General features: G+C 43.4%; 14 protein-coding genes and 1 riboswitch. Of the genes, 7 read left to right on the top strand and 7 right to left on the bottom strand.

Features of this window, described 5'->3' with window-relative positions:
* Positions 1-14: 14 nt before the first annotated feature.
* Complete coding sequence (locus EWU21_RS01135) at positions 15-479, bottom strand: DUF3592 domain-containing protein (protein WP_130894955.1); 465 nt, start codon at positions 477-479, stop codon at positions 15-17.
* 292 nt (positions 480-771) lie between these two features.
* Here EWU21_RS01135 and EWU21_RS01130 point away from each other — a divergent pair, with 292 nt between their 5' ends.
* Positions 772-1,962, top strand: coding sequence for a nucleoside permease (locus tag EWU21_RS01130; protein ID WP_130894954.1), 1,191 nt, complete (start codon positions 772-774; stop codon positions 1,960-1,962).
* Here the strand turns inward: EWU21_RS01130 and EWU21_RS01125 are convergent.
* Together EWU21_RS01125 and EWU21_RS01120 are read right to left on the bottom strand one after the other, a co-directional pair.
* Positions 1,949-2,734 carry an SDR family oxidoreductase gene (locus EWU21_RS01125; RefSeq protein WP_130894953.1) on the bottom strand — a complete coding sequence of 262 codons (786 nt, stop codon included), beginning with the start codon at positions 2,732-2,734 and terminating at the stop codon, positions 1,949-1,951. The genes EWU21_RS01130 and EWU21_RS01125 overlap by 14 nt on opposite strands.
* Entirely contained in the window at positions 2,718-3,818 is a 1,101-nt protein-coding gene (locus EWU21_RS01120; protein WP_130894952.1) for a homoserine O-acetyltransferase family protein, read from the bottom strand. The genes EWU21_RS01125 and EWU21_RS01120 overlap by 17 nt, the downstream gene beginning before the upstream one ends.
* Before the next feature lie 9 nt (positions 3,819-3,827).
* Positions 3,828-3,944, bottom strand: a riboswitch (SAM riboswitch).
* A gap of 108 nt (positions 3,945-4,052) precedes the next feature.
* Between EWU21_RS01120 and EWU21_RS01115 the strand changes: the two genes are divergently transcribed.
* The 6 genes from EWU21_RS01115 to EWU21_RS01090 all read left to right on the top strand — a co-directional run bounded on the left by EWU21_RS01115 (position 4,053) and on the right by EWU21_RS01090 (position 7,391).
* The gene (locus EWU21_RS01115; protein ID WP_130894951.1) at positions 4,053-4,403 is read left to right on the top strand and encodes a hypothetical protein; all 351 of its coding nucleotides are present in this window, start codon (positions 4,053-4,055) and stop codon (positions 4,401-4,403) included.
* Between the two features lie 51 nt (positions 4,404-4,454).
* Positions 4,455-5,525 (top strand): F0F1 ATP synthase subunit A, encoded by a 1,071-nt coding sequence (gene atpB, locus EWU21_RS01110; RefSeq protein WP_130894950.1) that lies wholly within the window; start codon positions 4,455-4,457, stop codon positions 5,523-5,525.
* A 36-nt stretch (positions 5,526-5,561) separates the two neighbouring features.
* Complete coding sequence (atpE, locus tag EWU21_RS01105) at positions 5,562-5,807, top strand: ATP synthase F0 subunit C (RefSeq protein ID WP_130894949.1); 246 nt, start codon at positions 5,562-5,564, stop codon at positions 5,805-5,807.
* Between the two features lie 127 nt (positions 5,808-5,934).
* Positions 5,935-6,429: a F0F1 ATP synthase subunit B gene (atpF, locus tag EWU21_RS01100; protein ID WP_130894948.1), complete on the top strand. Its 495-nt coding sequence runs from the start codon at positions 5,935-5,937 to the stop codon at positions 6,427-6,429.
* Between the two features lie 11 nt (positions 6,430-6,440).
* A complete protein-coding gene (gene atpH / locus EWU21_RS01095) occupies positions 6,441-6,977 on the top strand; it encodes an ATP synthase F1 subunit delta (RefSeq protein ID WP_130894947.1) in 537 nt (178 codons plus the stop codon).
* Between the two features lie 42 nt (positions 6,978-7,019).
* On the top strand, positions 7,020-7,391 hold the full coding sequence (locus EWU21_RS01090; protein WP_130894946.1) for a DUF423 domain-containing protein: 372 nt from the start codon (positions 7,020-7,022) through the stop codon (positions 7,389-7,391).
* Here EWU21_RS01090 and EWU21_RS01085 read toward each other — a convergent pair whose 3' ends face one another.
* The 4 genes from EWU21_RS01085 to EWU21_RS01070 are packed head-to-tail and all read right to left on the bottom strand — an operon-like array spanning position 7,392 to position 12,790.
* A complete protein-coding gene (locus EWU21_RS01085) occupies positions 7,392-8,414 on the bottom strand; it encodes a hypothetical protein (RefSeq protein WP_130894945.1) in 1,023 nt (340 codons plus the stop codon).
* Positions 8,414-9,646, bottom strand: coding sequence for an MFS transporter (locus tag EWU21_RS01080; protein ID WP_130894944.1), 1,233 nt, complete (start codon positions 9,644-9,646; stop codon positions 8,414-8,416). Before EWU21_RS01080 ends, EWU21_RS01085 begins: the two co-directional genes overlap by 1 nt.
* 1 nt (position 9,647) lies before the next feature.
* Positions 9,648-10,937, bottom strand: a complete 1,290-nt coding sequence (rodA, locus tag EWU21_RS01075; RefSeq protein WP_130894943.1) for a rod shape-determining protein RodA — start codon at positions 10,935-10,937, stop codon at positions 9,648-9,650.
* On the bottom strand, positions 10,934-12,790 hold the full coding sequence (locus EWU21_RS01070) for a penicillin-binding transpeptidase domain-containing protein (protein ID WP_130894942.1): 1,857 nt from the start codon (positions 12,788-12,790) through the stop codon (positions 10,934-10,936). Before EWU21_RS01070 ends, rodA begins: the two co-directional genes overlap by 4 nt.
* Positions 12,791-12,805: the final 15 nt, after the last annotated feature.

The raw sequence follows: 12,805 nt of genomic DNA, 5'->3' as shown, positions 1-12,805 counted from the left end.
TACGAAAAATGAAATTAGGACTTCATGATCAACAAGATGATCGCGCTAGCTAGCATCAAGAGGCCCATCGCAAAGAAGATCGATGGATTTAAACCGGGAACCGTATTTTCAGCTAAAGAGGCTTCGTAGGGATTCTCGGAAAGGTAACGAACGGGGATTTCTTGCCCTATTTCACAGTTTTTGGCCAAACCTTTATCCGCTTCGCGTCTAAATTCCAAACCGTTCACATAGTAAGAGACAATTGGGAAATAAATGGGGAAGCGACCGCTGTGGTCATCGCGGGAATAACGCTTCGAAATTTCGACGATTTTGCCGTAGGTCATTTTCGAATTATGTATCCACTCTTTTCGCTTTTTGAAAAGGACTATCCCAAAACCAATTAATACCAAGGAGATCACCGTAAATGCTCCCAAAAACAAGGGCATCGATCCGTGAAATTCTCCTGTTGGCCGCGCCGATATTAATAAGATTCCGAACATAATGAGTGGCTGAATACATTTCAGTCCTCAAAAAAACGATAAATAATACGGTTTATCAAATAAGTAAACCCCGGGAGAAAAGCGGAGCCAAGTAGTGTTTTTGGGGGATAAAATGAGATTTTTGCCATAATCCCAAAAAGCCGATACAAAAACAGACTTGTCTTTCGGAAAAATGAAAAAAATACGGAAAACAGGTATAGGAAAACCGACAAAAAGCCCGAAAAATATATTTTCAGAAAATTTTAAATTTCGCACAAATTTGTATTTTTGGTCTCTCTAAACCTAAAAAAAGATGAAAAGTAGCGTAAAATTCCAACTCATGTCCATGATGTTCCTGATGTTTTTCGGATGGGGCGCCTGGTATGGTCAAATGAGTAAATACTTATTAGATAATCTTCACGCTACGGGTGATCAAGTAGGGAATGCTTACACCACTTTTGCGATTGCTTCCATCTTTGCCCCTTTCTTCGTGGGCTTGATTTCAGACCGCTTTTTTGCTGCTCAAAAAGTCATGGGCTTTTTAAATATTTTGGGCGGTGTGATCCTCTACTTCTTGAGCTTAGAAAGAGACCCTGAAGCCTTTTTCTGGTATATCTTAGCCTATACACTTTGCTTTGCCCCTAATTTGGCCTTATCGAATTCGATTGCAATGAACCAGATGTCTAATCCAGAAAAGGAATTCCCTACGATTCGCGTGACAGGAACGATTGCTTGGATAGTGGTGACTAATATTATTGGATTTTATGCGCTGGGAGACAAGGTGGCCATTTTTGAGATCGCGATGTACACTTCCTTCCTTCTAGGAATTTACTCGTTTACCTTACCTAATACGCCTCCTAAAGCTGATAAGAATGCGTCAGTAGCACAGATTTTGGGTTTAGATGCGCTGAAACTTTTTAAAGACCGTTCTTTCTTGATCTTCTTTATTTCTTCGATTTTGATCTGCATCCCCTTGTCCTTCTATTATGCGATGGCAAATCCATCCTTAACGGATGCACATATGAGCAATGTAGAGAACAAAATGTCTTTAGGACAGGCTTCTGAAGTGATTTTCATGCTGTTAATTCCGATTGCCTTTACCCGATTAGGTGTAAAGAAAATGCTTGTCGTGGGTTTAGTGGCGTGGATTATTCGATTCCTTTGCTTCGGTTATGGGGATGGAATTTCAAGCGAATGGATCCTGTATATCGGGATTATTCTGCACGGCGTTTGCTACGATTTCTTCTTTGTGACCGGACAGATTTATACGGACCAAAAAGCCGGCGATAAAATCAAAAATTCCGCACAAGGTTTAATCACGTTTGCCACCTATGGCATCGGAATGGGCATCGGATCGAAGCTATCAGGAATCGTATTAGATTATTATACTATAAATGACGTCAAGAATTGGCAAGCGGTTTGGATGGTTCCGGCTGCGATTGCAGGAGTCGTTTTGCTGCTTTTCGTTTTCTTCTTTAATGAAAAAAAGACTACGTATTCTTAATCTTCCGTAGCATAAACGGCATAATCGAAGGAAAGAAACGCTTGACGAATAGGCCAAATCCTTCGAGGAAACCTCCGACAAAGAATTCATTTTTCTGTGCTAGCACGGCTTGCAAGATTTTCTGTGCGGTGACGTTGGGATCTAAGCCTTTGGCCTGATTCGGATCCATCTTTCCGTATGCCTCCCCATTCTCGTTCATCGCGTGAAGGGAAATATTCGTCCTGATGTAACCCGGCAAAATCGTGGTCACGCGAATGCCATCATTGAAAACCTCCGCGCGAACTGAATCAAAGAATCCGATTAACGCGTGTTTCGTCGCACCATAAGCGGCTCTGCGCGGCGTAGAAATACGTCCAGCGACCGAAGCAATCGGAACAAAAACGCCCGATTTTTGGGCGGTAAAGACAGGCAAAACAGCCTGTGTCAAAGAGACAATCGAAAAGAAATTCACCTCAAAAAGACGGCGATACACGTCGAATTCCGTATCTTTTACAAAAGAACGCTGAGAAACTCCGGCATTCAAAACCAAATAATCGATACGACCATAGGTTTGAATGACATCCTGCACGCGATCTGCGTGTTCTGACAGCGATAGCATGTCGAAAGGGAGCACGTACCCATTGCCGCAAGCTTTGGCCACCCGCTGCAACTCTTCTTCTCTGCGAGCAGACAACACTAAAAGCGCGCCTTCCGCCGCGAAAGCATAAGCTAAGGCTTCACCGATTCCAGAGGATGCCCCCGTAATCCAAACAACTTTATTGTGAAATTTCATGGGATGCGAGTTTAGCTTCTAAAGCTTGGAAGAAATCGGCCATCGGATTGACTTCGAGGCGTTGTAATTTCTGCCACAATCGAACGGCCTTGGTCATCAAGCCACTTTCGATTAAGAATCCATCATGCCCATACAGGGAGTCGATGACGTGGAAAGAGGCACCAGGAATGTATTTAGCCAAAAACTCTTGCTCCACAATCGGGAACAAGGCATCAGATTTAATACCAATGACCAGGGTTTTTGATTGAATCAATTTTAATGCAGCGATGGCTCCGCCACGATTTCTACCCACATCCTGCGAATCCATCATTTTCGATAATTGATAATAGGAAAAGGCATTGAAGCGTTGGGCTAATTTTTCGCCTTGGTAGCGTTGATAGGAAACGGCACGAAGGGAAGAACCATAGGTATTTTCCTTACGGGCTTGCGTAATCTGATAGGTTTCGTAATTCCGATAAGAGATCAAAGCGGTCGCACGAGCAGCCTTCATTCCTTCTAAACCGGCTTTAGGCTGTGATTCCTTCCAAGAGGGGTCGACTTCGATGGCCATTCTTTGGGACTCATTAAAGGCAATTCCCCAAGGTGAATGCACGGCGTTCGTCGCTACTAAAATCAGGTTTTCGATCAAACCGGGATTCACAATCGCCCATTCCACCGCCTGCTGACCTCCCAGGGAACCACCGATGCAGGTTTTGATGCGATTGATCTTCAATTCCTTGCGCAGAATCTCGAAACTAGAAACCACGTCGCGAATCGTCACGTCCGGAAACGAGTGAAAATAAGGCTTTCCAGTTCTCGGATCCACCGTTAAGGGGCCAGACGAACCATAATGAGAACCCAAAATGTTCACACAGACGATTAAATTGTTTTCTGGATTGAATAACTTTCCGGGGCCTACGAGCCCTTGCCACCATTCTGCCACATCGTGACTTCCGGTGAAGGCGTGGCAAATCCAGACCACATTGTCTTTTTTAGCATTGAGTTTGCCCCAGGTTTGGTAAGATAAATCCAAAGCAGGTAATTCACCCCCTAATTCAAGGGCAAATGGGGACGCGGAATGAAAATGATGAAACTCAGCTTGCATGCACAAAATGGTTTATATTTCCCTAAACAGGCACCGCCTGGGGTAGGAATTAGCACCGGGGTCTGCTTTGCAGACGGGTTGCCAGAAGTTCACTGAGCCTAGTCTCTCCCTTCTTCTTTATAAATCAACAAGCGAGGCTTTTTGATTTGAGGATGCAATTAACAGCCGAAATCGCTTTTTTCCAAAAACTTTGCCGATTAATTCCTTTCTACCGATATTTGTCCCATGTTAAAAATGGCAATTTTTTACGGTCTTCTAGGTGGTATTCTGTATGCTCTTGCACAGACATCTTTCCTAACCTATTTACACCCGGACTTGAAATTCATCTTTGTCTTTCTGTTGTTCCAAACCTATTTGACCTTCAACCTCGCTCAACTCGGTTTAAAAAACGAAGGCGAGAAATTCATTCCTTTTCAGATGATTTCCTTGACGATTCGCTTTATTTTAAGCGTCGTTTTTATCGGTTTCTTCGCCTATATCCACACCCCAAACCTTGTCTTGTTCGTCAGCAACTTTTTTGTACTCTATTTATGTAGCACAAATTTTGAAATTTTTGGTTTGCTTCGTAACTTGCGACGTTTTTAGAAAATAGCAAGATTAATGTTTCAGATGCAGGTCAAGACTTCAACACAAAAAATGTACTTTTCGAATATACTACTAGGGCTTTTCTTAAGCTTTATTAGCTTTAATGTGTTCGCAAACGAACCAGTTGTAGCGCACGATTCTGCTCACGCAGATACGGCGGCTCACGCAGCTACTCCTGCAGCTCATGAAGCTCCATCTGAAAAATTTGATCCAGGTAAATTAATTCTTCACCACATTGCGGATGAGCACGATTGGCATTTCTTTACGATTGGCCATTTCCATGCGACTTTACCTTTGCCTTGCATCGTGTACACAACATCAGCAGGTGTTCAAGTATTCTCGTCATCTAATTTCAAAAACGAACACCATGAAGAAATTCCTTACAACGGATTCGTTTTAGAGCACGGAAAGATACACGCAGAAAATGGCGAGAAAGTTTATGACTTTTCTATCACGAAGAACGTAGCTTCTTTGTTGCTTTCAGCGGTTTTATTATTGACTATCTTCATCGGTATTGGTCGCAAATACAAGGAAAATCCTCACAGAGCTCCTAAAGGAATGCAATCGATGTTCGAACCGATCATCATTTTCGTTCGCGATGAAATTGCGAAGAATAACATTGGCGAAAAACACTACCGTCGTTTCATGCCGTATTTATTGACGATCTTCTTCTTTATTTGGTTTAATAACATGTTAGGTTTAATTCCCGGTGGAGCTAACTTAACGGGAAATATCGCGGTAACCTTAGTGTTAGCGATCATTGCCTTCTTTGTAACGAACTTCAATGGCCGTTCTACATATTGGACGCACATCTTCGCGATGCCAGGTGTTCCTAAGTGGATGTTAGTTATTTTAACGCCGGTAGAGATCGTAGGTATTTTCATGAAGCCTTTCTCTTTAATGGTTCGTTTGTTTGCGAACATTACAGCGGGTCACATCATTTTATTAAGTTTAGTATCCTTGATTTTCATTTTTGAAAACGCGGCTTTAGGTCTAGCAGTAGTCCCTTTCTCGCTTTTCATGAACGTAATTGAGCTGATTGTTGCCTTCATTCAAGCCTTCATCTTTACGATGTTAGTTTCGACTTATATCGGAGCGGCGGTAGAAGAGCATCACCATTAATTTGTAAATTATTTTTTTTATATAAACCCAAATCGTATGTCTATTTTATCGATTTTATTAGAAGTTTCTGTAGGTCTTGGTCTTGCAGGTATTGGTGCTGGTTTAGCTGCTTTAGGAGCTGGAATGGGTATCGGTCGTATCGGTGGTTCTGCCATGGAAGCTATCGCTCGTCAACCAGAAGCGTCTGGAAAAATTCAAGGTGCGATGTTAATCGTTGCTGCCTTCGTTGAGGCGGTTGCGTTATTCGCTGCTGTAATTTGTCTATTGGTTACTTTGAAATAAGAAACCAATCAGAATCTCCAAAGGGTTAGCCTTTGCATCCGATTCTACCCCATTTAAAACGCAATTTGGTTTACATTAGGTGCCAAATTGCGTTTTTTGACACGATTTACAAAAAAATTAACATACTATGGAGTTAATCACCCCAGACTTTGGACTTATCTTCTGGCAACTAATTGTCTTTGGAATCTTATTCTTCCTTTTAGCCAAATTTGCTTGGAAACCAATCATTCAATCGTTAGCTGAACGCGAGCAATCGATCGACGAGGCGATCAAATTATCTGAAACAACACGTGCTGAAATGGCCGAATTGAAAGCAGGTAATGAGCAATTAATCACTTCAGCGCGTGCTGAACGTGATGCGTTGATCAAGCAAGCGAAAGAGGCATCCGATGCGATGATCTCTCAAGCTAAATTAGATGCACAAACAGCCGCTAACCAAGAAATCGAAAAAGCGCGCGTAGCCTTCGAACAAGAGAAAGCAAGTGCTGTAGCAGCCATCCGTAAGGAAGCGGCTTCTCTTTCGTTAGACTTAGCGGAAAAAGTGTTAAAAAGCCAATTAAAAGACAAAGCAGCTCAGGAAAAATTAGTGACTGAGTGGATGGCTGACGTTAAATTATCTTAATCGCATAGACCATGTCAGAATTAATTGTAGCTCACCGTTACGCTAAATCCCTGCTAGACTTCGCGATCGAAAAGAACGCAGTAGAGGCAGTAGCTAAAGACATGATAGATTTCGCAGAAACCTGCGACGCCAGTCACGAATTAGTGTTAGCGCTAAAGAGCCCAATCATTAAGCATTATACGAAATTAGCTATCCTAGCGAAGCTATTTAAGGATAAATTCAATCCAGTTACCTACGGAATCTTCGTGATCATCACGAACAAAAACCGCGAGAAGATTCTTCCTGCTGTGGCAAAGGAATTCATCTCGATGTACACGGATTACAAAGGAATCCAAAAAGCAACCGTTACTACAGCATCTAGCTTAACAGCAGATCAAAAAGCAACAGTAGCGAAAATCGTTAAAGACTACACCGGTAAAGAAGTAGAATTGATCGAACAAATTGATGAAAGCCTGATCGGTGGATTCATTTTGAAAGTAGGTGACCAACAGATCGATGATTCGATCAAGCGGAAGCTGAACGATTTGAAAGTTTCTTTAGCATCTTAATCGAAAGGCCTTGGAAACAAGGCCTTTTTTTATCTCTCCTCCATGAAAAAATTCTCGCTCTTTTTCGGCTCACTTATTGCTGGACTTTCTGTTGCCATAGGCGCTTTTGGGGCACACGCGTGGAAGGACTATTTACGCGAGATTAATCGCCTAGAAACATTTGAGACAGCAGCACGCTACCAAATGTATGGAGGAATTACGTTGTTGATCTTGGGAGTTTGGCAAATGAACTTTAGCAATAAACACCTGAAGACAGCGGCCTATTTTCATTTTGCCGGCTGCATTATCTTTCCGGGTTCTTTGTATTTGATCTGCTTGACTAATCAGGGAATTTTCGGAGCCGTGGCGCCAATTGGCGGATTGTGTTTCCTCATGGGATATGGACTCATGATGTGGTCCATCTTTAAGAAGTAATTAGTGGCGCATCACTAATTCAAGGCTTAACCATACGATCTCTCCCATCGTTTGGCACTTCAAAAAGCGATTATCTTCATAATGCTTCGCTAGTTCTGTTTTCAATTGTTCCACATTTTCAGGCGGCGCGATCTCATCTTTTGCCATCACGTTCATTAAATCGTACACGCGTTGACTCTCTGACTTCAAACGAGAGGAAATCATCGAGCGTTCTTCGATCTGGTATTGCCAAACCGATTCAGGCGTCATATACTTCATCCCTAGCTCAATCAGGGCGTTATTTTGCTTGAAATATTGCGGTAAATAGACCGTTTTCTTGCCTTCGTAACACTGCTGATCAAAGTCAATCGGACGAATCCGGTAATAAATCTCCTCAAAATCCGGCGTCGTAATAATGACAAAGTTAGCGCTGTGCATATCGCCCAATAATTGAACGAGACAGCGCTCGTTAAACTTCACAAATTCCTTCGCTAAACGAATAGGCGACTCTAAATCCGTCTCCAAATCCTGCTTTAAAAAGGCATCGCCTGGCACTCCAGCAATATGCTCCTCGACCAATGTATTCTCATGGGTGACATAATTGATCCGATTTGGCGATAAAATATGCTCTAATTCCAGGCCATACACGCGAGAGGCATCCGCGATTTTAATGTAGAAATAATCAAAGTTATCATTCACCCGGTTCACAATCCGAATCCGAAAGGGATGCGTGTTGCCATAGGTGCAATAATCCACCCGATCAATCACTAAGTGCTTGATTACCTCCTCGTTACCATCCGTTTTTAAATCCGCGTAGATCTGCTTCAACGCCTCATACACCTCTTCCTGATCTCCTGGCGAATAAAAGACGGTCTCCCAAAGCGTATCCACCTCATTCTTATCATACAGCACAATCGCATTATCATAGCGTAACAAATCCGCATAACTGATATTCATCGCGTGCTCCCGGTTGTATTTATGCAAATACCGCCTCAGCTGCTGATTAATCCGATACAGATTTTTCTTCTTCGAGATGAGCGCCATTATTCTGTGTAGTCTAGTGATTTACCGAACGTTTCTTTCAACTGAATAACAGAGTAGATGGCCAAAGTAAAGCATAAAACTCCTACATAAGCGGCAGCGTGAATCAAGCCAACCGATGGAATCAAAAATTGAAAGAGCAAGGAAATGGGAATCAAGGCGCCTCTCACGAAATTAGGCACCGTCGTTGTCACTGTCATCCGTACATTCGTCCCAAACTGCTCAGACGAGAAAGTCAAAAATACAGCCCAATATCCTCCAAAGAAGCCTAAAAGCGTTATCATCACATAGGCATGCGTCGTCGTAATGTTAGACATCCCAAACAGATAATACACGCAAATACCCACGGCGATAAATAAATACGTTAAAACCGCCTTTCCTCGGCTTTTCAGCCACTGACTTAAGGCACCCGAGGCAAAGTCTCCTAATGCAAGTCCTAGATAGCAAAACATAATCGCATCGCCTCCGCTAATTTTTCCGTCGATACCGATGAGTTTGGAGATTTCTGGCGCCGAGAAAACGAGAATTCCGATAATATACCAGATGGGCAAGCCCATCAAAATGCAATACAAGTATTTCTTGAAGGTAGCACCATTCGAGAATAGCTGAAAGAAATTGCCCCTTTTAACCGTTGAATCCATCTCCGTATACATCGAAGATTCAAAAGTCCCCAAGCGCAATAACAGAAGGGCTAATCCCATTCCACCACCAATAAAATAGCAAGATCGCCACCATTCAGGATCCGAACTCAAACCGGCAATAATGGGCGCAAATACAGCTCCTGCCGCACCCACACCAGCAATGATTAAAGTCCCGATGCCTCGCTTGGAGGGAGGTAAGGTTTCATTCACCAACGTAATCCCGGCACCTAATTCCCCCGCTAAACCTATCCCAGCGATAAAACGCAAAATAGCATACATATTCAAATCCGTCACTAATCCATTTAGGGCGTTAGCAGCTGAATACAAAAGAATAGACCCGAACAAAACCGATTTACGTCCTTTCTTATCGCCATAAATACCCCACAAAATTCCACCCAGCAACATCCCGCCCATCTGCACATTCATCAGGTTTAAGCCTTGATTCAACAAGTCATCCCCTTTCAGGCCAAGGCTAATCAGGCTTGGATTTCTAACCACAGAAAACAAGATGAGGTCATACACATCCACGAAGTAGCCGAGTGCGGCGACGGCGATGAGCATTTTGGCTTTGGCAGAAATTGTTTCGTTTTCCATACTAGCGAGAAAGCATATCAGACCGGTGAGAGTCTAACTTTAAAAAGATAAATAGTAAAATAGTGAAGGACCACAAAGAGGACCCGCCGTAACTGAAGAAAGGCAAGGGTATCCCCATAATGGGCATCAAACCGATCGTCATCCCTATATTAACTAAAAAGTGAAAAAACAGAATTCCTACTAATCCGAAGCCATAGGCCCGGGCAAATCGAGAACGCTGCAAGTCCGCTAAATACATCAATCGCCACAGGAATCCCAAGAAGAAAAGTATCATCAACATCACTCCCACGAATCCATGCTCTTCCCCTATCGTACAGAATACCATATCCGTGCTTTGCTCCGGAACGAAATCAAATTTCGTCTGAGTACCGCCTAAAAATCCTTTGCCCCAAAATCCACCTGAACCAATCGCAATCTTCGATTGCGTCACCTGATAACCCAAACCGCGGGGATCAAAACCAGGATCAATCAAGACGCGAATTCGATTCCTTTGGTGCTCTTTCAACACATTATTCACTACCCAATCCACTAATAAGGCCAGCGTCATAATACCCGCTATACCCCCAGATAAGCGCAAATAGGTCTTAGGATCGCGTTGCATGTAAATGGGCATAAATAAGACTAAAAGTCCTGCCATAAGCAACAGTACTAAGAAAATCACCCAAGCCTTGACTAACAGAGCAGATACAAACAAGACAATGCCCCCAATAAACAAGGCTGGATACGCTCCCGGCAATCCTTCTCGATATAAAAGAATCATAAAAGAGGCGAACACAAGGGCAGACCCCGTCTCATTGGAACCGATAATCAATACCATCGGTATGCCGATGATGAGCGCCGCTTTCCATTGAAAAGGGAATTTCGTCAAATTAACTAAGGGGTCGTTGAGGTATTTAGCAAGTAAAAGAGCCGTGGCTGTTTTCGCAAACTCCGCCGGCTGAATCGTCACAGACCCAAATTTAAACCACGAATGGGATCCATTAATGGTTACCCCTAGAAAAGGAACGGCGATTAACAACAGCAATAAACCGAGGTAAATAAAGAGGGCAAAGGATTCGAAAAAACGAAAATCAATCACCAAAATGCAGACGATTAATACGAAGCTTGTCCCGATCCACACGAGTTGCTTGCCGGCATTGGAATTATAAAAAGCAGCATCAGAAAAGGCCAATGGCGCATCTGGGCTGTATACGGCCGAATAAATATTCAACCAGCCTAAACCCACGAATAAGACATAGAATCCCACAGTGATCCAGTCAATCCGGCCTTGTATGTGATTCGAATCTGTCATTTTTTCGTGGAATCTGGAGCTGCCTTTTTACGCACTACGCTATACACATTAGGCAGGTAATTCATATTCATAAACTTGGTTTCCACCGCCTTGCGGTCGACTTTCCGTTTCAAGTATTTTTCCACCACTAAAGAAGCAATCGGTGCCGCCGCAGATCCACCAAAACCGGCGTTCTCCACAAACACCGCAATGGCAATCTTCGGGTTATCACGAGGGGCGAAGGCGATGAAGATGGAGTGATCTTTGCCTTTTTGGTTTTGGGACGTACCCGTCTTACCCACCATCTTGATATCCGGAATGCGACCATCTGCCTCTACCGTTCCATGCGTTACCGCATCTTCCATTCCGTCGATGACGACATTGAAATATTTTGATTCCACCCCTACCTTCACCGGCGTCTTGTAGAAAGGATCAATTGATTTCTGAAGTCCCACACCTTTCACCACGTGCGGCGGTATGTACCAGCCTCTGTTCGCAATAATCGCCGCTAAATTGGCCATTTTCAAAGGACTCACCACGATTTCGCCCTCTCCAATACTAATCGAGTAAATATTCGAGAACTTCCACATCTTTTCGCCTTTATAGACGGAATTATAATATTCCACATTGGGCAAAATCCCCTTCTTCTCATTCCCTAAATCGACCCCTAGTTTACGTCCAAAGCCGAAGTTAGCGACTAAATCTGACCAACGCTGCAAACCTTTAGCGGAGCGTTCGTAGGTATCACCTGTCGTATTATCGTAAATCATTTTACGGAAGGCGTGGTAGAAATAGGGGTTACACGAAACCCGAATCGCTCCGCGCAAATCCACCGGTCCATGACCATGGCATTTTACTGGAGCCCCTGCATGGGAAAACACCGTTCCTGGCCCTATAAAGCCTAATTGCTGTCCCACGAGGGCTTGCACTAATTTAAAGGTAGATCCCGGACGATAATAGGCCGATGGCGGACGGTTCAGCAAGGGCTTCATGGGATCTAAAGCAAGCTCCTGGTAGTATTTGGAAAAATTATTCCCCGTTAATTGACTCGCATCGTAAGATGGGGCAGAAACCATCGCCAAAATTTCCCCCGTCGAAGGCTCAATCGCCACTAAACTACCCACCTTATGCTGCATCAAACTATCCGCATACTCTTGAATCGCCAGATCGATGGAGGTGTACAAGTTATTTCCCGAAACCGGATTAATATTCAATGAGCCATTTTTATAATCGCCTTTCTCCACCCCATTGCTATTCACCATGCGGTATTTCACCCCGCGTTGCCCGCGCAAAGTTTCTTCGTAGAATGACTCAATACCAGAAATTCCCACATAGTCACCTTGACGGTAATAATCGTCCCTTTGATCCACTAGGGCATTGGGACTAATTTCTGCTACGTAGCCTAAGGCATTCGAAAAGGAACGCGACTGATAGGTGCGGAAGGCATTGGTTTCAAAAAAGAAGCCTGGAAAATCGACCATCGCATCTTGCACGCTAGCAAAATCTTCCTTGGACAAATGCTTTAAAAACAGACTCGGTTTCACGCGCGAATAGGCACGAGCGCGCTGCGTGGTTTTGATAAAATATTCTTTCGTGACACCGAAAACCCGGCAAAAATGATTCGTATCCTTCACCACCGCTTTGCGTGGAATCATATACAAATCGTATACTGGCGTGTTGTAGACAATTAATTTTCCGTAGCGGTCATAGACTTCTCCCCTAAAAGGAATCTGAATAATCTTGCGAATTGCGTTATTATCTGCGGCTTTTTCATAGGTATCATCGATCACCTGTAGGTAAAATAATTTACCAATGAACAGGAGCCCCACAATACCGAAGAACAAGAAGATGAAATTTCGCCGCTGACTTAACAAGGAAATAAGATTTTA

The sequence above is a fragment of the Aquirufa antheringensis genome (assembly GCF_004307425.1).
Taxonomy (GTDB): domain Bacteria; phylum Bacteroidota; class Bacteroidia; order Cytophagales; family Spirosomataceae; genus Aquirufa; species Aquirufa antheringensis.
Note: the sequence above shows the minus strand (reverse complement) of the source record. Positions and strands in the feature narration are given on the sequence as shown.

Bases quoted from the DNA above. Each gene is read 5' to 3' on its own strand.
- EWU21_RS01130 (WP_130894954.1), top strand. From the start codon at position 772: ATGAAAAGTAGCGTAAAATTCCAACTCATGTCCATGATGTTCCTGATG.
- EWU21_RS01080 (WP_130894944.1), bottom strand. From the start codon at position 9,646: ATGGAAAACGAAACAATTTCTGCCAAAGCCAAAATGCTCATCGCCGTC.
- EWU21_RS01125 (WP_130894953.1), bottom strand. From the start codon at position 2,734: ATGAAATTTCACAATAAAGTTGTTTGGATTACGGGGGCATCCTCTGGA.
- EWU21_RS01115 (WP_130894951.1), top strand. From the start codon at position 4,053: ATGGCAATTTTTTACGGTCTTCTAGGTGGTATTCTGTATGCTCTTGCA.
- atpE (WP_130894949.1), top strand. From the start codon at position 5,562: ATGTCTATTTTATCGATTTTATTAGAAGTTTCTGTAGGTCTTGGTCTT.
- atpF (WP_130894948.1), top strand. From the start codon at position 5,935: ATGGAGTTAATCACCCCAGACTTTGGACTTATCTTCTGGCAACTAATT.
- rodA (WP_130894943.1), bottom strand. From the start codon at position 10,937: ATGACAGATTCGAATCACATACAAGGCCGGATTGACTGGATCACTGTG.
- EWU21_RS01090 (WP_130894946.1), top strand. From the start codon at position 7,020: ATGAAAAAATTCTCGCTCTTTTTCGGCTCACTTATTGCTGGACTTTCT.
- atpB (WP_130894950.1), top strand. From the start codon at position 4,455: ATGTACTTTTCGAATATACTACTAGGGCTTTTCTTAAGCTTTATTAGC.
- EWU21_RS01120 (WP_130894952.1), bottom strand. From the start codon at position 3,818: ATGCAAGCTGAGTTTCATCATTTTCATTCCGCGTCCCCATTTGCCCTT.
- EWU21_RS01085 (WP_130894945.1), bottom strand. From the start codon at position 8,414: ATGGCGCTCATCTCGAAGAAGAAAAATCTGTATCGGATTAATCAGCAG.
- atpH (WP_130894947.1), top strand. From the start codon at position 6,441: ATGTCAGAATTAATTGTAGCTCACCGTTACGCTAAATCCCTGCTAGAC.
- EWU21_RS01135 (WP_130894955.1), bottom strand. From the start codon at position 479: ATGTTCGGAATCTTATTAATATCGGCGCGGCCAACAGGAGAATTTCAC.